This window comes from Rhodococcus globerulus, from assembly GCF_019334125.1.
Lineage (GTDB): Bacteria > Actinomycetota > Actinomycetes > Mycobacteriales > Mycobacteriaceae > Rhodococcus_F > Rhodococcus_F globerula.
In genome coordinates this window covers 2981842-3004083 of the sequence record NZ_CP079698.1, presented here as the reverse complement: position 1 = coordinate 3004083, position 22242 = coordinate 2981842, and the positions used below count along the sequence as shown (strand labels likewise).

The window sequence follows — 22242 nt, the reverse complement described above, 5'->3', positions numbered from 1 at the left end:
AAGGGGTGCTCGCTTCATACAACCTGTGCCAGGTTCACTGGCGACGTGTTATTCCTTGCGCAGATCCGGGCGCGGGATCACCTGGGTGTCGTCGTTGGTCCAGTCGTGTTCGCCGGGAGCGGGGGTACCTGCTCCGCTCGGAGTCTGGCCACCGCCGCCGTGTGCAGGCGCCGGGGTTCCGCCCTTGCCGCCGCGTACACCGAGGAAGATGCCGGCGATCAGAGCGATCACGCCGAGGACGCCGGCGACGATCGGAACGGTGCGGCCGACAAGGTTGAGCGTGTCCATGCCGTCCTGCGCCTGTTGGATCTGGTACTCGATCGTCTCTTCGTCGAACGGCAGCGTGACGTTGAGGACGTCGACGTCGACGGAGTTCTTGTTGCGGCCGTAGTACTGGTGCAGCTGCTCCTGGCCCTTGATGACAACACCGGTCTTGGGCTCGACCCACAGGTCACGGACGTTGGTGTACCAGCGTGTCATCGTGACGGGGGTGGTGCCGCCGGGAACGCCCCAGGTGTCGGCAGGCAAGGTGAGCTTGTTCGTGGGGGAGTTGACGACCTTGGACAGGTCGACGGGCTCGATGGTCTGGTTGAAGTGGTAGACCTTCATGCCGTTGATCTCGGTCTCTTCGACGAAGTTGATGTCGTAGTTCGCGCGAGCGTTGAGATCGAAGTAGGGGTAGGTCTGCTGCTCCGTGTTGAACGGGAACTTGTACTGCAGACCCTCGCGGGAAACTTCTTCCGCCGGCTGATCAGCTGACGTCTGGATCGTTCCGACCGGATCGTTGGTCGGCATCGAGCTGACGCGGTCCAGGGTGACGGTGTCGACGGTTGCCGTCAGCAGGCCGCTCTCGCCCTGCTTGTCGGTGCGGATGACAGTCTGGCCGGCCTGGACGGTGATGTCGTCGGCGTTGGACGGTTCCTGCGTCGTGACGTAGCGCTGAGCAACGATCGGGACGTTCTTGTCGACCTGAGCTTTGCCGGCAAGTAGCGCGGCAGAGTTGAGGACGCTGCCGTTGCCCGTGGCGATCGTGGTGACCTCGAGGTCGAGCGGCGTCTTCTCCAACTTGCCGACCATGTAGGTGGGAATGAGAACAGCGATGGCCAAGAGGAAGGCGCCGAGACCTACCAGAATGCAAGGAAGTATCCGGCTCGACCCTGAGCGTTCCGCCATGCTGGGACTCCTACCCGTTAGTAGTTTAGACGTGGTGCAACCTGCACAATATGAGTTGTGCTGGCCGTATGGGGTCACAGTAGAACCCATGTGTGGCAGAACACTAACAGTCCAGCGGCCCGGTTTGTCGCATGAGGTGGCGATTTGGCCTCGCATTTTTTTACAGGGCGTCCGGATGGTTTAAGGCGAACGTGCCCCGGTGCACACTTATCCGTGATGATGAGTCCCGTGAATTCTTCCGCAGCCGTCCCGCCGCAGGCCCGTGGCTTCGTTCCGGCCTTGGACGGTATGCGAGGTTTGGCAGCGCTCGGGGTTCTGGTGACCCACGTCGCGTTCCAGACGGGCGAGGCTCAGTCGGGCGCGATCGGTCGGGCTTTCGGCCGGCTCGACCTGGCCGTTGCAGTGTTCTTTGCGCTGTCCGGGTTTCTGTTGTGGCGTCCGCATGCGGCCGCTGCCCGCGGAATCGGTCGGCCACAGGCCACCGTGCGGTACTGGATATCCCGAGCGACGCGCATTCTTCCCGCGTACTGGGTGGCAGTGACGCTGATTCTCCTGTTCCTGCCAGGTGCAGGCGGTGGTTATCAGGTGTGGCTGGCGAACCTCGGCCTGGTGCAGGTCTTTGTTCCGCTCACCCTCACCGAGGGGCTCACTCAGATGTGGAGCCTGTCGGTCGAGGTGATGTTCTATCTGTTGCTGCCGTTGTTCGCGGTTCTCCTGGTACGCCTGCGCGGGAGCAGTGCCCGGTTCCGGATCCCACTTCTCACCGTTGTCTCGCTGATTGCTCTCAGTTGGGCGTTCCTGCCGATTCCCGCGCCGGATTTCATCCACCACGACAATTGGTTGCCGGGATACCTGCCGTGGTTCGGGGTCGGCATGGTGTTGGCCGAACTCGCCGTCGGAGATTCGACGTGGGTTCACCGTCTGGCGCACCGCCGGCTTCTGCTGACCGGTGTGGCGTTGGTGGCGTTTGTTCTCTCGTGCACCGACCTCGCCGGCCCGGAAGGTCTGGTACGTCCCGAACCTTGGCAGTTCGCCGTCAAGATCGCGCTCGGAGCAATCATCAGCTTTTCGTTGATCGCACCGTTGGTTCTGCGGGACGAGGCGCAGCACCGATTCCTGGCAAGTCCGTTTGCCTTGGCGATCGGTCGCTGGTCGTACGGAATCTTCATCTGGCATCTGGCGGTGCTCAATGCGGTGTTCCCGGTGTTCGGCATCGCGCCGTTCTCCGGCAGCTTCTTCTACGTGCTTGCCTTGACGCTTGTTCTGAGTGTGGCTGTCGCGTCGGCCAGCTACGCCTTGGTGGAGGAACCTGCTCGTTTGGCAGTCAAGCGCTGGGAGAACCGTCGCCACATCGGTGAACCCGCAAATGGCAACGCCGCCAACCCCGTGACCACCAACGCCAGCAACATCACGAACTGAATCAGGAACGAATCGCCCACGTATCCGCCGGGTGCTCGCCATGGTCCTGTGGAAAGAAGCGTGATTCCGGCAATTGCTGCCACGCCGGCGGTGCCGACCAGAATTCGGGCTGTGCGATCCGGGCCGACTGCTCGCACGAGCGCAAGCGCGACGAGTGAGCACGCCACGAAGATCCCGGTTCCCACGACGCCGCCGATCACGGTGGCAGCCACAGCCACACCCAGCCACCCCGCTACGACGCTGTGCCACGGGCGCGGCGGCTCGGTGGGCTTCGGTACACGCCGCACCGGAATCAGGGCAGCGAGGAACAGAGGGATCAGCAGCACCAGGCCGCCGAAGATGCCCAGGCGGTACCAGCGGTCGCTGGGGAAATCGAGGCTGATCGTTCCGGACGTGCCTGCGGGCACTATCCAGCCTTGCTGCCAACCGTTCACCACTACCGGAGTCAGCTCGGAACCGTCGGGCGCGGTAGCGATCCAGCCGATGCTGGTGCTTTCGGGGTTCACGATCAACTGATCGGTCGCCGACGCGGTGACGGCAAGTTCGCGATGGTTTTCCGTCCATGCTGTCGAGGTGAGAGCGCTCTGGCTCTGTAGTGGGAGCGGACCGGAGCCAACTGTCGTGAGATCCAGGTTGTCGACGGAGAACGCCGCTCCCGGCTCGACCGAGACCTCTGGCTGACCCGCTGGTAACAGTGCCGTTCCGGTGGGGCCGCACACGCTCACCACGATGGGAGCGCCGGTACGGAGCTCATGCGCCGTGGTCTCGATCGACGTCGGGAACTGTTGCCCGGCAATGGTGATCGTGGGACCGATACCGCACGGGACCGTGATCTGACGGTTGTCGAGCCTGTTGTCGGTCTGCACACCGGAATCGGCGACGGCTGTGCCGTCCGCACCGATCACGCCGACTTCCGCAAACCCGGTGGGCTGTACCTGAGCGAAGCCGAGCGCGTTCTGATCGAGAACGGGATCCCAATCGGTGATGCTCAGGACGATCGTGTCGGTGACAAAGGGGGACAGGGGCACTCGCGTGTCGCCCTCCGGCAACTCGCGAACCTGAGGCCCGTTCCCGAGGTTGACGGCAACACTGGTGGGCGGTGACGGCAGGATTCCGACGCTGGGGGTGATATCCAGTGCTGTCACCAGTGTCGGTTCCGGAAGAGTCAGCGTGAGAGTCGGTTTCGGGCCACCCGGCTCGGTGGTGCTCTGCGGCGCCGACCACGTTGTCCGAGCGTCGCCGTCGGTGGCGGCAAAGGCTGAACCACGGGTGTCGCCGATGTCGCTCGAGCCTGATGCGGTGATGCGGCCGGGGACGGTGAGAAGTGAGTCCAGCTCGCTGCCCTGTCGGGCCCGAACCGTCAGTTCGGCTGTGACAGAAGTATTTTCCGGGACACTCAGGGTGCGCTGGAATCGACTCGGCTCCTCGGCAATCGCCATGAAGGCGTTGCTGCAGCGCACGCGATCGGCGCTGTCGGCGCAGGAACCTCGGCCCGGGAACTCCTGCGTCAGATTCCAGGACGTCACCGACGCGTCGTTCGGAACCGCAGGCAGCACGGTGTCGAACGTGATGGGTACGAATGTCGGTGCACTGCGGTCGGAGAAGTCCTCCACGGACAGTTCGCTGATACCGAACTGTGTTCCCGCCGAGCCATTTTCGGTGTGCGTCGCTGTTACTCGCACCCAAGGTGTGGTGCCGCCCGGAATCGATACCGCGACGGGTTCACCCGGCCGGTCGACCTTGACAGCCTTGGTTCCGTTGGGAGTGGATATCTCGAGCCACTTGACCGGAGCGCCGATCGCAGCTGCACTGGTGGTCAGATGCAGTAGACCGCTCGAGATGGGAGTGTCGAAGTCGATCTGCAGCCACTGCCCCAACGCGCGCTCGATTCCGTTGCTGAACCATCCGGTGCCCGGATCGCCGTCCACCGTTGCGGCAGGGCTACTCGACGGCGAGGTCCCGCCAAGCTGGGTGGCGTCGGAGGCACTACTGGAGACTGTGATCTCGGCGCCGTTCCAACGGCCTTGCACCAGCGGCGTATCGGTGACGGGGTAGTCGGGAACCAGGTTGTACGTGCGTCGCTCGCTGTCCGGTGTCCGCAGAGCAGAACTGTGATTGTCGACCTGGCCGAAATCGGTTTCGCGGTCGCGAGGTGTGTCGGTGACGGTGAGCGCGTCGATCGGCAGTCCGGCCGCCGCGGCGTCGGCGGCAAAAACGACGGGACCGGTGCCGGGGAGTGTTCCACTTTCATGAAGGCGGAGAACGGCTTCCGGTCCGCCCTGAACCACGGGAACCTGATCGAGATCCACCGAGTACGGGCCGCTGAGCGCAGTGCTTCCGTCAGGCGGCGTGACCGCGAAGATCTCGATCGGTGAGTAGTCGGGTCGCAGGTCGCTGTCGGCCACCAGCCCGTCGATGGGCTCGGGGTGGACGTTCTCACCGAACTCGGCGACCTTCGTGATGCCGGGGGAACCGTCGACGGCTTGGTGAACGAGGAGCGGGCGGGCTGAGCGTGAGGTGTCGCCGTCGAGGTCGTTGCGCATCACGAGGTAGTGGATGCCCTGGCCGAGCAGAGTCTGCGCGAGACCGTCGGAGGGGCGACCGTCGGCGATCAGGCGCTGTACCGAATCGAGGGCGCGGATGGCGCCGGGCGGCGTCAGCGGGACTGAGTCGCGCACGGCCCACGGTGTGGTGGCCAGTGCTTGCAGCGGCTCGTCTCGAGTCAGTCCCCACACCTGGCTGCCGAACGGTGCTCCCGGGATGACAAGGGCGCGCTCGGCTTCGGAGCCGGGTGCGGTGTTGTCCTCGAGCCACTGCGCGGCTTCGGTCCAGTACGACGGCACCTCGGGGTACGCGCCGCGCGGTGCGAGTTTTCCGGTCCACGCCAAGGCGGTCGAGAGGGTGAGAGCAACCAGGATCAGGGACGTCAGCGCCACCATCGGTTCGCGCTCGGGATGAGCGAAGGCGCGTCGCCACCGCGGCATCGGAACCGAACCCGGCAAGGGAACTTTGGCCAGGAGATGCGCGAGGCCGAGAACCAACGGCAGACGCACGAGTGGTTCGAGTTTGTGGACGTTGCGCAGCGGTGCGCCCGCGGAGTCCAGGAACAGGCGCACTTGATCGGAGATCGGGGAGCTGAGTTCGCCCACGTATCCCGCAGCCAAACCGGTGATGCCGACAAACAAGATGAGCGTCAGGCGTCCGCGGGCGGGCATCGACCGCATGCAGAGTCCGGCGAGTCCGGCGGCGGCAACCAGTCCGGTGGCGACAACGGCCGCCGGTTGGGTTACGAGGACCGCGCCTGCGATGCGTTCGGGTGAGACGAACGGCGTCCAACTGTCCGTGCCGCGCAGGATCTCCGCGAGTGACGCCCATTGCGTCGTGACGCCGGCCGATTCGATGTAGTCGAGGAACGGTGGGCTGACCTTGCCGAGCAGCAGGAGCGGGACGATCCACCACAGGGTGCCCAGCGCAACAAACAGGGCCCACCACGCGGTGAAGGTCAGCCACGCCCGGTTGGGTTTGTGCGAGAGCCACCAGATGACGGCTACGAGGCAGGCCGCTGCGGTAGCGATGGCATTGATCGAACCCATGAGCGCAACGGCGAGGCCGGACTGGGCGGCCAATTTCCACTGTGCGCCTTTTTGGTAGTCCGGGCTACCGGAAAGGCGCACAGGGTGGAACGCCCAAATCACCGGCAACAGCACCCACGGCGCCAACATCATCGGCAGGGTTTCCGAGGAAATCGAGCCGAGAGTTGTCAGAACGCGCGGAGAGAGCGCAAACGCAACTGCGGCGATGACACGAGAACTGCGGCTACCGACACCCAGCGCCTCGGCGACGCGGACGATGCCCCAGAACCCGGCAATCAGCAGCAGCGCCCACCAGATGCGCTGCGTGATCCACGGCGGGATGTGGGCGAGTTCGCCCAACGCAAAAAACGGCCCGTGCGGGAAAAAGTAACCGTAGGCCTGATTTTGCACCTGGCCAAGCGGGGCCTGACTACTCCACTGATGCGAAGCACGTTCGAGGAAGCCGAACGGATTCTGCGTCAGGTCGTACTTGGTGTCGGCGGTGATCAGCCCTGGCGACTGGAAAAAGGTGAGAAGAAACGCTACAACGGAGGCGCCGAACAGCCACCGCTTCGACAGAGGCTCTGCCGAAGGCACAATGGTGCCTTCGGCGGAAGAACGGGAACTCGCGAGGCCTGCGCTCTCAGCGGCTGCCGTACTCAACCTGGTTCAGGACGGAAGAATCGGCATTTCCGCTGCGGTCGATGTCGGGACGAGTGTTGTCCGCAGCTACAGCCGTGGCACCGAAGATTGCAGCAGCGCCCAGAACGACGCCGACGACAGCGCTGGCCACACCGGGGACAAGGAACTTCGTCATCGTGGATCTCCCAATAGGTCGTGTCGGTCGGCCGGGACTTACCGGTCCGTACGAACTGTTCGCGTCAAGGTATCACTCGCTGCCGAGAATTCGGACGATTGGCCCCGCAGCGGACTGATTAGTTTGTGTCAGAGACACCCAGTGCTGTGAGCAATGTCCGTAATTTGGTGGTTGTCTCGTCCAATTCATCCTGTGGGTCCGAATCTGCGACGATCCCGCCCCCTGCGCTTGCCCAGGCAGTTCGGCCGTCGGCGCTGATTTCGGCGCAGCGGATCGCGACCACCCAGTCGCCGTCGCCGACGTTGTTGCACCACCCCACTGCGCCGCCGTAGAAGCGCCGCGGCTCCTCGGTGTCGCGGATGACGTTCAAAGCCGCGGTAGTGGGTGTTCCGCACAGCGCGGGTGTCGGGTGGAGCGCGATTGCCAACGCGAGGGCAGTGGTGGGGTCACGCAGAATGCCGCGGATCGGGCTGGCCAGGTGCCAGACCTCATGGGTACCGGTCAATTCTGGCGTCGACGGGATCGACAACTCGCTGCACAGCGGGCCGAGGACGTCCCGAATCCAGTCGGTGACAAAGGCATGCTCGGCAAGATTCTTCGTCGAACTCAGAAGGCTGTCGCCGGCAACCCGATCCGCCTCGGTTTCAGCTGTCCGACGCGCGGATCCCGCGAGCGGACGGCAGGTCACGACATTTCCGCGTCGGCTCACCAGAACCTCGGGTGTCGCGCCGACAAGGGAGTGGCCGACGAAATCGGTTCCGGCAGCGCTGAGGTCGACGGCAAATGTATTTGCCGCGGGATTGAGCGTAGCCATCCGAGCCGCGAGTGCTGTTGGTGAGATGGGAGATTCGGCGCGAAGTTCGACGGTCCGAGCCGAGACCACCTTGCCGAGGTCGCCGTCACGCAGACGGGTGACCAGTTTTTCTACTCGTCGAAGATGATCTGCCGGTGACGGAATTTCTCGCACTGCATGCGTGTGCGGCAAGTCCACGGAAGTGTCCGAACGCCACGCGCTGCCGGTAACGGCTACTTCGGCCGGTTCGTACAACGCCGTCGCTCCAGACGGGTCGAAGGGGAGAGCACCGACGATCAGAGTCGCCGAACCTTCCGACAATGCATGCGTCGCCGCGCCCGCGTCGCCGAAACTGCGTCGTACGCCGCGGGTGAGCACGCTGTGATCAGGCCGAGAGAGAACAAAACCGTCCATGGTGACTAGAACACTAGTCGCCTGAGACCGACGCTCACTTGCCAGGAGGGACGATCAACACCGGCCGATGACTGTGACGCAGAACATGATCCGCCACGCTGCTCTGCAACAACGAACGCAAACCGGTTGTGCCGCGAGTGCCGGTGACGATGATGTCGACGTCCAATTCGTCAGCAGTCTCCACGATCGCGGACCAGATGGCCGACCGGCATTCGGCACTACGGCCTTCGACGGTCAAACCGGCGGCCTCGGCCAATGCGACGCCTTCCGCGAGAGTTGCCTTGGCATCGGTGTACGCGATGTCCTCGACATCGTCGTCGGGAATCCACTCGGGCTGCATGACACCGGAGAGCCCGGACATCCGGGCGGCTTGGCGAACCATCGGCTCCCAGGCGGTGACAAGAATCGCGCGATTGGCGGACAGGAAACGTCCTGCGTACTCGACGGCACGCCGGGCGTTCTCGGAACCGTCGTACGCGATGAGCATCAGTCCTTGTGGCATCACGACCTCCTCGTCAGCGGGGAATCGGTTCACGTCCAGGTTACCTTCCTGCCGTGCCGGTGAGGGGAGTGTATGGGTACGGAGTCCGATACCGTCGTAGGAATGCGGATCAAGTTTGTGAAAACGGCAACCACTCTTGCCCTGTGTGGCGGATTGGTGGCGGGATGCTCGGGCGACGGAGGGGACGTGGCAGCGCCATCGACGTCAGCTGCGGCGAGCGTCACGTCCGACATCACGACAACATCGGAGACGTCCACCGCCCTCCCCGCACCTACCGTCTGCGGCAGCGATCTCCTGGCGTCGTTGTCCACCAGGCAGAAACTTGCCCAGCTCCTCAACGTCGGCGTGACCGGTACCGACGACGCGTTGGCGATTGTTGCGAGCGAGCAGATCGGTGGCATCTTTGTCGGCAGCTGGACCGATCAGTCGATGCTGACCAATCGTGAAGTGCCGCAAGTGGCTTCGGTGTCGAAGATTCCGTTGATGGTGACAATCGACGAGGAGGGCGGCCGGGTGTCCCGCGTCGAGGACATTCTCGGGCCCGATCCGTCGGCGCGTGAGACTGCCGAGACGATGACAGTGGAACAGACGTACCAGATGGCGCTCGAGCGGGGCCGGGGTCTGAAGGACCTCGGCATCACGGTCAATTACGCACCGGACGTCGATGTCAGCTCGCAGCCTGATAATTCGGTAATCGGTGACCGCTCGTACTCGGATGATCCTGCAACAGTGATCGCCTATGCCGGCGCCTATGCCCAGGGAATGCGCGACGCCGGAATCTTCCCGGTGATCAAACATTTCCCCGGACACGGGAGCGCGTCCGGAGACTCGCACACCGGGGCGGTGACGACGCCTCCTCTGGAAGACCTGATGAACTCGGATCTTGTTCCGTTCCGGGAGTTGGTGAACACCGGTGTCGGCGTCATGATCGGTCACCTCGAGGTTCCTGGCCTGACAGAACCGGGTGTCCCGGCAAGTATCAGTCCGGCCGCGGTGTCGCTGCTTCGCGACGGAGTAGGTTACGGCGCAGCGCCGTTCACGGGGCCGATCTTCACCGACGACCTCAGCGGTATGCAGGCGATTACCGACCGCTACGATATTGCCGACGCGGTGCAGGCTGCACTGGTGGCAGGCGTGGACCAGGCTTTGTGGCTCACGACCGACGACGTACCGCGGGTGCTCGATCAGCTCGAAGGTGCCGTTGCGTCCGGTGCTTTGCCCCAGACCCGCGTGGACCAGGCTGTAGTGACGGTCGCACAGGCGAAGGGTGCTCTCACCTGCTGAGTCGAAGTGCGATTCGACGCCGGATCTTACCGTAGAGTAAGATAGATACTTACCCTGTGGTTGGAGGATACATGGCCGGTGGCACGAAGAGACTGCCACGCGCGGTACGCGAGCAGCAGATGCTCGACGCGGCCGTGGACGTGTTCTCCGACAGAGGTTTTCACGAAACCTCGATGGACGCCATTGCGGCAAAAGCAGAGATTTCCAAGCCGATGCTGTACCTGTACTACGGCTCCAAGGAAGAACTGTTTGCCGCGTGCATTCATCGTGAAGGTCTGCGTTTTGTCGAAGCCTTGGCTCCTGCAGGCGCACCTGATCTGTCGCCTCGTGAGCAATTGCGTGCTGCTCTGGAAGGTTTTCTCGGATTTGTGGGGGCCAACCGAAAGTCGTGGATGGTGCTCTACCGTCAGGCCGTCGGGCAGCAGGCTTTTGCGGGCACCGTGCAGACAAGTCGCGACCGGTTGATCGAACTGACAGCGCATCTGCTCGAGTCCAGCACCAAGGATCCGGATGCGTCTCACGACTTCGGGATCATCGCAATCGCCTTGGTCGGTGCCGGTGAGGCCGTGGCCGATCGCGTGGCCGGTGGAGAAATCGAAGTGGACGAGGCAGCCGATCTTCTCGAGTCCTTGGCGTGGCGCGGATTGTCGGGCAAGAAGAAGTCGGAATAGTCCCCAGCCACATCGAGCGAACGTACCTTTCAGCGCCTTGGATGCGCCGAAAGGTACGTTCGCTCAAATGGGGCGGGTGAAAACCAGGCTCAGCGCAGCGTCGCTGTAACGTGCGGGTAGCCCTTCTTCGGGTGCAGTAGCGCCAGATCCCAACCGTCGCCGACGCGATCGGCGTACGCGTTCAGGGTTGCAGGCAGCAGAATCGGCTTACCGAATCGCACGCTGTACGTGACCGTGTCGGCCACATCGCCTTCGACGGTCCGCAGCAGTGCCGCGGCGCTCCACATTCCGTGAGCGATGGTCTTCGGGAATCCGAAAGCCTTGGCGCCCAGGGACGAGACGTGGATGGGGTTGCGGTCCCCGGAAATGGATGCGTACTTGCTGATCGTGGTCTGGTCGACGCGGATGGTGCTCATCGGCATCGGCGGAACCTCGTCGGCTTTCGGTTCCGGTCGGGCTTCGCCGGACAGTGAGGTCTTCTGCTGGTTGAGGAACGACGACGTCTGACGCCACACCAGTTCCCGCCCCACCCGGATTTCGGTGATCACGTCGATCAGCAGACCCTTGCGATGCTCGCGCAGGTTCTCGGCGTGCACCGAGAGATCAAGCGGTTCGCTCACGGAGATGGGGCGCAGTGACTCGATGACGTTCTCGGCGTGCACGGAACCGACTGCGGGGAAAGGAAATTCCTTCGACACCATCAGTTTCATCACCGTCGGGAATGCCAAGGTGAATGGGTAGGTGATCGGCAGTGAATCGCCGAATCTCAGACCCGTGACTCGGCAGTACGCGGCCAGATTGTCGGTGTCGACCTTCAGCCCGGTGAGGGTGATTCTCTGCTGCGGCACCGAGCGCGAGTCCGACTTGTTCCACGGCATCAACCCGAGCACTGCGCGGGAGTAGATGTCGAGGGTTTTGGGTTGCTCGGTGAGTGCGACGGTCTTGGCTGCCATCATGCTCCCAGGAGGCTCTGGCCGCACACGCGAACAACCTGTCCCGTAACGGCATTGGATGCCGGGCTGGCGAAGTAGGCGACCGTCTCGGCGACGTCGACGGTTTCGCCGCCTTGCAGCAGGGAGCTCATGCGGCGGCCGGCTTCGCGGGTCGCGAAGGGGATAGCTGCGGTCATGGCAGTTTCGATGAAGCCGGGTGCCACCGCGTTGATGGTGATGTTCTTCTGTGCCAGGACCGGAGCTTCGGCGTGGACGAGGCCGATGACGCCGGCCTTGGAGGTTCCGTAGTTGGTCTGGCCGCGGTTGCCGGCGATACCGGCGATGGAGGACACGTCGACGACGCGTCCGCCTTCCTTGAGTGCGCCCTTCGCGACAAGGTGCTCGGTGATCTTCTGCGGTGCAAGAAGATTGACGCCGATAACCATGTTCCAGCGGCCTTCGTCCATGTTGGCGAGGGTTTTGTCGCGGGTGATTCCGGCGTTGTGGACGATGATGTCGGCGCCGCCGTGACGCTCCAGCAGATGCGCCGCGAGGACCTCGGCTGCGTCGTCTGCCGTGACGTCGAGTGCGAGGGAGGTTCCGCCGACCTTGTTGGCGGTGGCCGAAAGTGCTTCTCCCGCAGCGGGGATGTCGGCGCAGATCACGTGCGCGCCGTCGCGGGCGAGGACCTCGGCGATGGTGGCGCCGATGCCGCGGGCCGCGCCGGTGACAACGGCTACCTTGCCGTCGAGCGGCTTGTCCCAGTTGGCCGGCGCAACGGAATCTTCATCTCCGACGACGATGACCTGGCCGTCGACAAATGCGGACTTGGCCGAAAGCAGAAAGCGCAGAGTCGATTCGACGCCCGAAAGGCCGGTGGATGCCTTGGGGGAGACGTACACCAACTGTGCGGTGGAGCCGCGCTTGATCTCCTTGCCGACGCTGCGGGTGAAGCCTTCGAGAGCTCGCTGCGCGACATGCTCGTCGACGCTCGACGTCTCTTCGGGCGTCGTGCCCAGTACAACAACGCGAGCGCATGATGCGAGATTGCGGATCACTGGCTGGAAGAACTCGAACAGCTGCTCGAGTTCGGTGACCTGCGTGATGCCGGTGGCGTCGAATACCAGCGCGCCGAAGGTGGTGTCGTGGGCCTGCGCGGCGGGGTAATCGGAGAGCAAGACGCGCAGAGGTTCTACGAGTCGGCCTTTACCGCCGATGAGTACCGGTCCGGCCAACGGCGGTTCCCCGGCTTTGTAGCGGCGCAGGTTCTCGGGCCTTGGCAGGCCTGCCTTCGACGCGATGAACGCGCCGGGGCCGGACGAGAGGAACTGTGAATAGAGGTCGGGAGCTCCCTTGCTGGCTGCCACGGTCCTACCTTCTGTCGTGTTTCGGTGTGCCTTGCGCCGTGTATCCGAATCGGATGTGGCGATAGACAAGTAACTTACTACTGAGTAAGAATAGTCTTCAACAGGTAATCGCACCATCCTTGGAGACGCAAGTGACCAGCAAAGCCCGTTCGAACGCACAATCCGCAGCCAAAACGACGCCGGCCGCAAAGCCTGCAGGTCAGCGCCGCCGCGTTGCCATCGTCGGTGGCAATCGCATTCCTTTCGCCCGTTCGGACAAGGCCTACGCGCAGGCGTCCAATCAGGACATGTTCACCGCCACGCTCGACGGACTGGTGAGCCGTTTCAGCCTGCAGGGTGAGCAACTCGGCATGGTCGTCGGCGGCGCGGTCCTCAAGCACAGCCGTGATTTCAATCTCATCCGTGAGTCGGTTCTCGGGAGTGCGCTGAGCCCGTACACACCCGCGTACGACCTTCAGCAGGCCTGTGGCACCGGCCTGCAGTCGATCGTCGCAGTCGGCGACGCCATCTCGGCCGGGCGTATCGACTCCGGCATCGGCGGCGGTACCGACACCACGTCCGACGCTCCGATCGGCGTCAACGATCAGGCTCGTGAGTTCCTGCTGTCCCTCAACCGCGCGAAGTCGACGGGCGACCGCATCAAGCTTCTCGGCAACGTACGCGCCGGCATGCTCGGTCTCGAGATCCCGCGTAACGGCGAGCCGCGCACCGGAAAGTCGATGGGCGACCACGCTGCCATCACCGCCAAGGAATTCGGCGTAAAGCGCGAGGACCAGGACGAACTGGCCGCCGCCAGCCACAAGAACATGGCAGCCGCATACGACCGCGGATTCTTCGACGACCTTGTCACCCCGTTCCTTGGCCTGACCCGCGACGACAACCTCCGTCCCGGTTCGACCGTCGAGAAGCTGTCGACGCTCAAGCCCGTATTCGGCACCAAGCTCGGCGACGCCACCATGACGGCAGGCAACTCCACGCCGCTCACCGACGGCGCGTCGGCTGTGCTCCTCTCGACCGACGAGTGGGCAGCCGAGCGCAACCTCCCCGTCCTCGCGCATCTCGTCGACTCGGAGACAGCAGCCGTCGATTACGTCCACGGCAAGGACGGCCTGCTGATGGCGCCGACGTACGCGATCCCGCGACTGTTGGCCCGCAACGGACTCACATTGCAGGACTTCGACTACTACGAAATCCACGAGGCATTTGCCTCTGTTGTTCTCGCGACCCTGCAGGCTTTCGAGTCCGACGAGTACTGCAAGGAACGCCTGGGCCTCGACGGCGCATTGGGCTCGATCGATCGCAGCAAACTCAACGTCAACGGTTCGTCTTTGGCCGCCGGACACCCGTTTGCTGCGACTGGCGGACGCATTGTGGCGACTCTCGCAAAAATGCTTGCGGAGAAGGGTTCAGGGCGCGGTCTTATCTCGATTTGTGCAGCGGGCGGACAGGGCGTCACCGCAATCATCGAGCGGTAGTCCCGTGACTGGCAATTGCTGCGCTCACCTGCGGTAACAGCCGGTCTGGGGTGGTGAAGAAGGAGATCCGGTCGCGAGGGGTGACCGGATCTTCTTTTCTTTTTCGGACAAATTTCTGTGGCCTTGTAACGCTGACGGATAGCTACCGATATTCAAGACAGCCCCGTGCTGCTGCCTGACCCCCGACCTGGCAGCAACGCGGGGCTCTTGTATGTCCAGATACCCTGTTGAGTAGTGCTGGGTACGCGCCGCAGCCCCGGTCGATGCAGCGAGGAGTCAAACGAGTGAGTGACGCAGACGGTTCACCCCCGGAGAAAAACAACGGTGTGGACGGCTCCGACACTCCCGAGCGCTCCGCGTCGGATTCCGACACTCCCGAGCGCTCCGCGTCGGATTCGGAAGGATCAGCGCCCGACCAAACAGCGCCGGATCAACCAGCTTCGGATCAAGCACCTCAGGATCAGTCGGTTCCAGAGGAGCAAGCCCTCGACGAGCCGGTTCCGGATGAATCGGCCAACGAGATCACGACCGTCATTCCGGTAGTTCCAGCTAACTCCGAGATTCCGACTGGCCCGGCTGTTCCAACCAATACAGGGGTTCCGGCCGGCGCAGCGGAGCCGACCCAACAGTTCGAACCGGTTCTTCCGGCAGTCGCGCCCGAGCCTGTGGCAGTTGATCAGTCGCCCGCGTCGAAGAAGTGGGTCAAGCCCGCTCTGATTGTCGGCGGCATTTTTGCGGTCGCAGTTCTTGCATACGGAGTGGACGTGTTCACGTCGTCCGGAAACACGCCTCGGGGAACTCAGGTCGCCGGGATCGACATCGGTAACCGCTCGCCGGCCGACGCGGAGACAGTCCTGCGCGCGGAGTTGGCTCCGAAGCTCGTCGAACCCGTCACGGTGAGGGCGGACGATGTGGAATCCACGATCATTCCCGCGTCAGCCGGTATCGATGTGGACTGGTCGGCGACGTTGGCGGGCGTGAATGAGCAACCGCTCAATCCGATCACCCGGATCACCTCGTTCTTCAGCTCGCGTGAGGTGCCGGTGGTGTCGACGGTAGATCAGGCGGCATTGGACGCGTCGATGACGGTTGTCGCGGCCACCAGTGATCGCGCGCCGGTCGAAGGTGCTGTTGTCATTTCCGGTGGTGAAGCGTCTGGTGTGTCGCCGGTGGTTGGCCGCGCCCTCGATCTGCCCGGTGCGGCAGCAACATTCAGTGACGAGTGGTCCTCGGGCGACGTTGTCGACCTGCCTGTGGAAGACACCCCCGTGACGGTGACGCAGGCCGGTGTCGATCGTGCGTTGCAGGACGTTGCGCAGCCCGCTGTGTCCGGTGAGGTTGTAGTCAACGGCCGCGACGGCAAGGAAGCAACCATCGGCGTCGACCAGATCGGTGAGATTCTGACGTTTGCTCCCGACGGTTCGGGCGGATTGGCGCCGCAGTACAACACAGAAGCTGCAGTGAAGATCTTGGCACCGCAATTGGTGTCGACGGAGGTTCAGCCCAAGGACGCGTCGATCACGTTGGCCGGCGGCGCACCGACTGTGGTTCCGGGTGTGGTCGGCGACCTGATCAACTGGCCGGAAACCGTGAAGGATCTGCCGGTTCTGCTCACCAGCACGGGTTCTCGGGCAACTCCGGCGGTGTATGCGCCGGTTCCACCGGCACTCACCACCGAGGGAGCCGAGGCTCTCGGCATCAAGGAAGTGATCGGTGAGTTCACCACCGGCGGCTTCGAGTACGCGTCCGGTGTGAACATCGCGTTGGCGGCGTCGGTGCTCGATGGTGCGATAGTCAAACCGGGAGAAACGTTCTCGTTCAACGAGTACACCGGACCTCGGGGCGCTGCCCAGGGGTATGTGGAATCGGGAATCATCAACAACGGTCGACCGGACAAAGCCGTCGGCGGCGGCATCAGCCAGCTGGCGACGACGCTCTACAACGCAACGTACTTCGCGGGGATGGAAGACGTCGCGCACACCGAGCACAGTTATTACATCTCGCGGTACCCGGAGGCCCGTGAGGCCACGATCTTCGACGGCGCGATCGACCTGCAGTTCCGCAACCCGTCGAAGACCGGTGTGATGATCCAGACGATCACGACGTCATCGAATGTGACAGTGAAGATCTGGGGAACGAAGACCGTCGACGTGGAGTCGATCACCGGTCCGCGTACGTCTCCTACATCGCCTAATACCGTGGTCCTCCCCAAGGGCGACGGATGTATCGCGTCCAGTGGCGCGCCCGGCTTCACGGCGAGTGATACCCGCGTGATCACCGATCACGCCACCGGCGCGCAGGTTTCCTCGAATACTCGCACCGTGAAATACGATCCGGTTCCGATCGTGAAGTGCGAGTAGGAAACTACTACTTACCGACCAGCGGGCCGAGTGTCCGCCCGGCCAGGTCGACGATTCCTGGCTCGTTGCCGTTGGTGATGAGGTTGATGACAACTCCGTCGATCCCGTGGTCGAGGATGCGCGTCTGAACCTGCTCGGCGACGTCGTCTGGATTGCCGACGAAGTGACGCTCGGTGGCCTTGGCGACCACGTCGTCCGGCGCCGTGGTGATGTCGAGCCCGCGCTCGGCAAGGAATGTTCGCTGATGCGCGCGAGCCTTGTCGCCGTCCTCGTCGATCATCATGAACGTGAGGAAGCTGGTTTCGAGTGTGGTGCGGTCGCGTCCTTCTTCATCGCATCGGGCCGCAATGGCGTCCATCTTGCGCGGCAGTTCGGACGGGTCACAGATGATGTTGAGGTGGTCGGCGAAGCGCGCGGCGAGGGCAAACGTCTTTTTCTCGCCGCCGCCACCGAGCAGAATCGGCAGGTCGTCGCGGACGCGGGGTTCGTTGATGGCTTCCTTGACGTGGTACCAGGTGCCGTCGAAAGTGGGGCGTTTGCCGCGGAGCATCGGTTCGATGATCTGCAGAGCCTCGTCGAGTTTCTGGAACCGTTCGGTGAAGGTGCCGAACTCGTAGCCGAAGGAATCGTGTTCGAGTTCGAACCAACCCGCTCCGATACCGAGGATGGCGCGACCACCACTCACTACATCGAGTGTGGTGACGGTCTTGGCGAGCATCGGCGGGTTTCGGTACGTATTGCCGGTAACGAGGGCGGACAGCTGAATGGTGTCGGTGGCTGTCGCCAGCCCGGAGAGCGCTGAATACGCCTCGAGCATGGGCGCATCGGGGTCTCCGATGCCGGGCAGTTGGTAGAAGTGATCCATCACGAACGCGGTGTCGAAGCCGGCGGCTTCGGCTTCACGAGCTTGCGCGATGACGGTGGGGAAGAGGTCCTTGACCGGGCCACCGTAGCTGAAATTGGGCATTTGGTATCCGAGGCGAGTACTCACTCGTTCGACGCTACTCGCTGGGCCGCCGACATGAACTGCGAAAATGCTGTGAAAATTTCAGTAGGTTAGCCTTGCCTGGTGCATGCCGAGACGATGACTGCCAGATGGAACGCCGTCTGTGGCGATACCCCCGAGGCGGTTGCTGTGCGTACCCGTGATCGTGAGTTCACGTTTGCGCAGGCGCACGCGCTCTCGACAGCATGGGCACGCGCGTTGGTCGATTGTGAACCGGACACATCGCGTGCGATAGCGCTCGAGCCCGGCACCGGCGCGGAATCTGTTGTCGCTGCGCTAGCGGTCATCGCTTCCGGACACCCGCTGATCATGCTCGATCCTCTACTGCCCGAGCAACGACGCACACATATCCTCTCGCTGACCGGCGCACTGCGCGTTGACGTGCCGATGCTGACCGAACTCCCGCAGGCTTCGCACGTCACGCTGCCCGAGCCGAATGTGCAGGACACGGCGATTATCGTGTTCACGTCCGGTTCGACGGGGCAGCCGAAGGGCGTTCTGCACAGTCACGAGAATTGGATAAACCAGGCCTTCGAAGCGAAGGAAGCACTCGAGATCGGACCGGGTGATCGCGTCGGAATGCTGTTGCCGATGAGTTTCGGTGCCGGACTGGACGTGATCGTGATGTCGCTACTCAACGGCGCCGGCTTGTACTACTGGGATCCGCGCACCGAGTCGACAACCGGGTTGGCCGAGTGGTTGTCCGAGTGCGGTGTCAGCACCGCACATTGCACTCCGTCGTTCCTGAGATCCTGGCTACCGGAGCTCACCTCCGTAGACGCTCCGGCGCTGTCCTCGCTACGCGTTCTGACAACGTGCGGCGAGTCTATCCACAGCTCTGACGTGGCAGCTCTGCGGCCACACTTACGACCGGATGCGTTGTACTGCAGCTGGTCCGGATCTTCCGAGACCGGGCACCTCGCGTTCAATCCGTACCCGAGTGATCGAGAGCTTCCAGGCGGTGTGGTCCCGGTCGGCCGTCCTGCGGCCAACAAGGACGTTTTGATTCTCGATGCGGATCAGAACCCCGTCGAGGTCGGGTGTATTGGCGAAATTTACGTTGTATCAAGGTATTTGGCGAACGGATACTACGGCGAAGGCCAGTCTGGGGCGTCGAAGTTTGCGGTGCAGGCGGACGGTTCGACGCGCTACCGGATGGGAGATCTCGGACGCTTCGACGAACACGGTGATCTGCATCTGTCCGGTCGCAGCGACGACGCGGTGAAGATCCGTGGCTACCTCGTCGAACCTGCCGAAGTGGAAGCGGCGTTGCGCTCCCTCGAATGGGTGTCCGACGCGGTCGTTGTCGCGGACAAGACTGTGCGACAACCGATTCTGATCGGCTATGTGGCAGTCGGCGGATCGGAGTGGACGCCGTCTGCCGCCGAGGTGCGCAGCGCGCTTGGGCAGCGAATCCCGACGTGGATGGTGCCACGCGATATCGTTATTCTGGCGGCTTTGCCTCGCAACGAACGGGGAAAGGTGGATCGCGCCGGCCTTCCTCCCGTTCCGATGCGCGGCGAACCGGTCCCGTTGCGCGGCCCGACCGAGACGCTCCTCTCATTCATCTGGCAACCGATTCTCGGTATCGAAGCGGTTGGACGAGACGAGGATTTCACGGCGCTCGGTGGTGATTCGCTTGCTGCGGCAAAGATGCTCCGCGAAGTGGCTGAACAGTTCTACATTCAGATCTCGTCGGCTGAGTTCTCGCAGGCGCCGACCATCGAGGGTTTGGCAAAACTGGTCGATTCCGCGGGCCGTCGCCGTTCGCCGGTTTCGGATTCCTCGTTGGTGCCGCTGCGAACCGACGGCAGCGAGCCGGCTCTCTTCCTCATTGCCGGTGGTGGAGCACCCGCTGCGGTCTTTGCTCACCTCGTGCGGGAAATGCGCAGTGGCGTACCGGTATACGGAATCCAATCTCACGGACTCGAGCACCGCGGTCGCGCGGATCGGACGATTGCTGCCGCTGCCGCCCGAGCCCTGCGTTCGATTCGGACGGTTCAACCACACGGTCCGTATCGGCTGGGGGGATACTCATTCGGTGGATTTGTCGCTCTCGAAATTGCGTCGTTACTCGAGCGCGCGGGCGAGCACGTCGAAATAGTGGTGCTGCTGGATGCGGTGCTCGACGGCGACGTGGCAGCGAAGGTGGGAGCACTCGGTAGCGCGCGCCTGCCGATCAGCAAGAGAGCGAAGTCCCGCACTGCGGCCGAACTGCCGCAGCGTGAGACACCGCAGGAGTACGTGCCGCAGAACGTGTTTGTTCGACTGTGGAGCAAGGTGTTGATGAATTCGTTGGTCGCGACTGCAGGCTTGTTCCGACTGCGAGCGTCGGCGCAATGGATCGTCTACTACGAGCTGAGCCGGCGCATGCTGGCGAAATACGAGCCGAGTCGGCACGTGGGCCGCGTTCAGGTGATCACCGCATCCGAACCGGGTGACATCGGGGACAGAGACGTGGCCGCCGAGTCGAAGCTATGGGCAGTCCTCGCGCCGGACGACCTGCACATCGAGAGTGTTCCCGGTGATCATCAGTCAATTCTGCGGCAGCCGTTTGTCATTCGCACGGCGGCAGTGGTGGACGCAGCTGTGTCCGGCCGGCAAGGCGCGAGCAATCTGGGGAACGAGAGGTCATGACAACAGCGGCTGTGGTCAGCAGTTTCAATCCGGCGGAAGGTTTGCTCGATACGTGCAGGGCTGTGCGTGAGCAAGTCGATGTTGTTGTCGTCGTGGACGACGGGTCTACAAAGGACGTGTCCGGTGTTCTCGGGCAGTGCCGCGCAGCGGGCTACGAAGTGATCGAGTTGGGCACCAATCGTGGGATTGCGCACGCCCTCAATCGTGGCATCGAGCGTGCTTTGGCCGGTGGCGCCGACCACGTGTTGACGCTGGATCAGGACACGGTTCTTTCGGCTGGATATCTGCGTCGCATGTCCGAGCATCTCGAGTTGGCTCGGTCTCTCGGTCTGGATCGAACGATACTGGCTACCAGCACGATCAACGGCGAGGTGGCTCCGTTCTGGCATGCGGAACGGGGACTGACGCTGGCCTTCGAGCCCATCCAGTCCGGCATGCTGTTGCCCCGGGAAGTGCTCGAGCAAGTCGGACTGTTCGAAGAAGAACTGTTCATCGATTGTGTCGAGACCGAGTTCTATCTGCGGGCGCGCGCCAAGGGCGTCCATTCCTTGATCACGCCGGGTACCGACATCGAGCACGGCTTCGGATCACCGACCGCATGGGTCCCACCGAGACCACTGCGCTTTGTACTCGGTTCGGGACGTGGCGGGTTTACGTTCACGGAGGATGCGCCGTTCCGGCACTACTACATCGCGCGAAACCGCGCGATCATGTACGCGCGGTACTGGCGAACGGAACCGCTGTGGTGCATGGTTTCTGTAGCCAAGGACGTTCTCAGCCGTGGACGGGCAATGCTGTTCGGTACCGAGAGAATGGCCCGTACGTATCTGACTGTTCGCGGATTCTGGGGCGCCGCTCGCGGTGAACGAGGAAAGGTCCCCGGCGCTGTATTGCGCCGTGCGGCAGTTCTATCGAGATCTCGCTCGTGAGTGCACCGAAGAAACCCGAGTCGGTGGCCGTGATCATTCCTGTCCGCAACGGACGCGCGACGATCGACGTTCAACTCGATGCGTTGGAGGCACAGGATTACTCGGGTTCCTTCGAGGTGATCGTTGCCGACAACGGCTCCACCGACGGGCTTGCCGAGTATCTCGCCGGCCATCCGAGAACCCACGAGTTGGCGCTGCGTCGGGTGGATGCCTCGGATCGTCCTGGCGCCGCGCACGCTCGCAATGTCGGCGCGCGTAGCACCTCTGCACAGTTTCTGGCGTTCTGCGACGGCGACGACCGGGTGCATTCGAACTGGCTGTCGGAGTTGGTCAGGGTAGCGGCCGAACATGACGCGGTAACCGGCACTGCCGAGATCGAGTCCATCAACAGCGAATTGGTGCAGTCCTGGCGGCAGATGCCGGATCGTCACGAGGGTTATTCGTTGTACCGATTCCTGCCGGTTGGCCTCAGCGGAAGCTTCGGGATCTGGCGAGAAGCCTTCGAACAGGTCGGCGGCTGGGATGAAACCTTCACCAGAGGCGGCGAAGACAGCGACATGTGCCTGCGGATCCAGTTGGCGGGCATGTCCTTCGGTCATTCCCCCGACGCGCAGATTGCCTATCGGCAGCGCGACACGTTGGCCGGGATCTGGCAGCAATCGGTGATGTGCGGTGAGGGCGATGTTCGGTTGTACGCCGAGTACCGCGGTTACGGGATGCCCAGGCGCAGTCAGCTCGCGCTGGCAGACACCGTTGCCTATCTGATCCTGCGTAACCCGTTACTGCCACAGTTCATCTCGCGGGTACCCACCGGCCGTTGGCTCTTCCATGCCGGGAATCTGTGGGGGCGGATTGTCGGAAGTGTGCGCCACCGCGTGTACTACCTCTGAA

15 protein-coding genes and 1 pseudogene are annotated in these 22242 nt (G+C 63.1%); 8 read left to right on the top strand and 8 right to left on the bottom strand.

Annotated elements, in window-relative coordinates; translation table 11 throughout:
* Nucleotides 1-48: 48 nt before the first annotated feature.
* Nucleotides 49-1173 (bottom strand): cell envelope lipid trafficking protein PgfA, encoded by a 1125-nt coding sequence (gene pgfA, locus KYT97_RS13435; protein ID WP_095887008.1) that lies wholly within the window; start codon nucleotides 1171-1173, stop codon nucleotides 49-51.
* 216 nt (nucleotides 1174-1389) lie between these two features.
* Here pgfA and KYT97_RS13430 point away from each other — a divergent pair.
* Nucleotides 1390-2439, top strand: a pseudogene (locus KYT97_RS13430) (acyltransferase family protein); the annotation flags it as partial.
* Between the two features lie 23 nt (nucleotides 2440-2462).
* Here the strand turns inward: KYT97_RS13430 and KYT97_RS31175 are convergent.
* From KYT97_RS31175 to KYT97_RS13410, 4 genes are all read right to left on the bottom strand, one after another.
* The gene (locus KYT97_RS31175) at nucleotides 2463-6761 is read right to left on the bottom strand and encodes an alpha-(1->3)-arabinofuranosyltransferase (protein ID WP_342393913.1); all 4299 of its coding nucleotides are present in this window, start codon (nucleotides 6759-6761) and stop codon (nucleotides 2463-2465) included.
* 46 nt (nucleotides 6762-6807) lie between these two features.
* Nucleotides 6808-6981, bottom strand: coding sequence for a DUF2613 domain-containing protein (locus tag KYT97_RS13420; RefSeq protein WP_072782243.1), 174 nt, complete (start codon nucleotides 6979-6981; stop codon nucleotides 6808-6810).
* Nucleotides 6982-7099: 118 nt separating this feature from the next.
* Entirely contained in the window at nucleotides 7100-8188 is a 1089-nt protein-coding gene (locus KYT97_RS13415) for an isochorismate synthase (protein ID WP_219112532.1), read from the bottom strand.
* A gap of 34 nt (nucleotides 8189-8222) precedes the next feature.
* Nucleotides 8223-8690 (bottom strand): universal stress protein, encoded by a 468-nt coding sequence (locus KYT97_RS13410; RefSeq protein WP_033231847.1) that lies wholly within the window; start codon nucleotides 8688-8690, stop codon nucleotides 8223-8225.
* Between the two features lie 102 nt (nucleotides 8691-8792).
* On the opposite strand from KYT97_RS13410, the gene KYT97_RS13405 reads away from it, so the two are divergent.
* Both KYT97_RS13405 and KYT97_RS13400 read left to right on the top strand, forming a co-directional pair.
* A complete protein-coding gene (locus tag KYT97_RS13405) occupies nucleotides 8793-9974 on the top strand; it encodes a glycoside hydrolase family 3 N-terminal domain-containing protein (RefSeq protein ID WP_219112530.1) in 1182 nt (393 codons plus the stop codon).
* A gap of 71 nt (nucleotides 9975-10045) precedes the next feature.
* Nucleotides 10046-10645 carry a TetR/AcrR family transcriptional regulator gene (locus tag KYT97_RS13400; RefSeq protein ID WP_033231699.1) on the top strand — a complete coding sequence of 200 codons (600 nt, stop codon included), beginning with the start codon at nucleotides 10046-10048 and terminating at the stop codon, nucleotides 10643-10645.
* Between the two features lie 89 nt (nucleotides 10646-10734).
* On the opposite strand, the gene KYT97_RS13395 is transcribed toward KYT97_RS13400, so the two are convergent.
* Nucleotides 10735-11598: a MaoC/PaaZ C-terminal domain-containing protein gene (locus KYT97_RS13395; protein WP_219112528.1), complete on the bottom strand. Its 864-nt coding sequence runs from the start codon at nucleotides 11596-11598 to the stop codon at nucleotides 10735-10737.
* Nucleotides 11598-12944, bottom strand: coding sequence for a 3-oxoacyl-ACP reductase (locus KYT97_RS13390; protein WP_033231697.1), 1347 nt, complete (start codon nucleotides 12942-12944; stop codon nucleotides 11598-11600). The genes KYT97_RS13395 and KYT97_RS13390 overlap by 1 nt, the downstream gene beginning before the upstream one ends.
* A 131-nt stretch (nucleotides 12945-13075) precedes the next feature.
* Here KYT97_RS13390 and KYT97_RS13385 point away from each other — a divergent pair, with 131 nt between their 5' ends.
* Both KYT97_RS13385 and KYT97_RS13380 read left to right on the top strand, forming a co-directional pair.
* On the top strand, nucleotides 13076-14419 hold the full coding sequence (locus tag KYT97_RS13385) for an acetyl-CoA C-acetyltransferase (protein ID WP_219112526.1): 1344 nt from the start codon (nucleotides 13076-13078) through the stop codon (nucleotides 14417-14419).
* A 284-nt stretch (nucleotides 14420-14703) separates the two neighbouring features.
* Complete coding sequence (locus KYT97_RS13380) at nucleotides 14704-16779, top strand: VanW family protein (RefSeq protein ID WP_245006114.1); 2076 nt, start codon at nucleotides 14704-14706, stop codon at nucleotides 16777-16779.
* A gap of 7 nt (nucleotides 16780-16786) precedes the next feature.
* On the opposite strand, the gene KYT97_RS13375 is transcribed toward KYT97_RS13380, so the two are convergent.
* Complete coding sequence (locus KYT97_RS13375; protein ID WP_033231695.1) at nucleotides 16787-17770, bottom strand: LLM class F420-dependent oxidoreductase; 984 nt, start codon at nucleotides 17768-17770, stop codon at nucleotides 16787-16789.
* 78 nt (nucleotides 17771-17848) lie between these two features.
* On the opposite strand from KYT97_RS13375, the gene KYT97_RS13370 reads away from it, so the two are divergent.
* From KYT97_RS13370 to KYT97_RS30910, 3 genes are read left to right on the top strand one after another with little or no spacing between them, the layout of a single operon-like run.
* The gene (locus KYT97_RS13370) at nucleotides 17849-20422 is read left to right on the top strand and encodes an AMP-binding protein (protein WP_219112523.1); all 2574 of its coding nucleotides are present in this window, start codon (nucleotides 17849-17851) and stop codon (nucleotides 20420-20422) included.
* On the top strand, nucleotides 20419-21351 hold the full coding sequence (locus KYT97_RS30915; protein WP_245006113.1) for a glycosyltransferase: 933 nt from the start codon (nucleotides 20419-20421) through the stop codon (nucleotides 21349-21351). Before KYT97_RS13370 ends, KYT97_RS30915 begins: the two co-directional genes overlap by 4 nt.
* Nucleotides 21348-22241 carry a glycosyltransferase family 2 protein gene (locus tag KYT97_RS30910; RefSeq protein ID WP_245006112.1) on the top strand — a complete coding sequence of 298 codons (894 nt, stop codon included), beginning with the start codon at nucleotides 21348-21350 and terminating at the stop codon, nucleotides 22239-22241. Before KYT97_RS30915 ends, KYT97_RS30910 begins: the two co-directional genes overlap by 4 nt.
* Nucleotide 22242: the final 1 nt, after the last annotated feature.

What these genes read in the sequence shown, in the direction of transcription:
- pgfA (WP_095887008.1), bottom strand. Translation starts at nt 1,173, where the DNA reads ATGGCGGAACGCTCAGGGTCGAGCCGGATACTTCCTTGCATTCTGGTA.
- KYT97_RS13420 (WP_072782243.1), bottom strand. Translation starts at nt 6,981, where the DNA reads ATGACGAAGTTCCTTGTCCCCGGTGTGGCCAGCGCTGTCGTCGGCGTC.
- KYT97_RS13415 (WP_219112532.1), bottom strand. Translation starts at nt 8,188, where the DNA reads ATGGACGGTTTTGTTCTCTCTCGGCCTGATCACAGCGTGCTCACCCGC.
- KYT97_RS13410 (WP_033231847.1), bottom strand. Translation starts at nt 8,690, where the DNA reads ATGCCACAAGGACTGATGCTCATCGCGTACGACGGTTCCGAGAACGCC.
- KYT97_RS13405 (WP_219112530.1), top strand. Translation starts at nt 8,793, where the DNA reads ATGCGGATCAAGTTTGTGAAAACGGCAACCACTCTTGCCCTGTGTGGC.
- KYT97_RS13400 (WP_033231699.1), top strand. Translation starts at nt 10,046, where the DNA reads ATGGCCGGTGGCACGAAGAGACTGCCACGCGCGGTACGCGAGCAGCAG.
- KYT97_RS13395 (WP_219112528.1), bottom strand. Translation starts at nt 11,598, where the DNA reads ATGGCAGCCAAGACCGTCGCACTCACCGAGCAACCCAAAACCCTCGAC.
- KYT97_RS30915 (WP_245006113.1), top strand. Translation starts at nt 20,419, where the DNA reads ATGACAACAGCGGCTGTGGTCAGCAGTTTCAATCCGGCGGAAGGTTTG.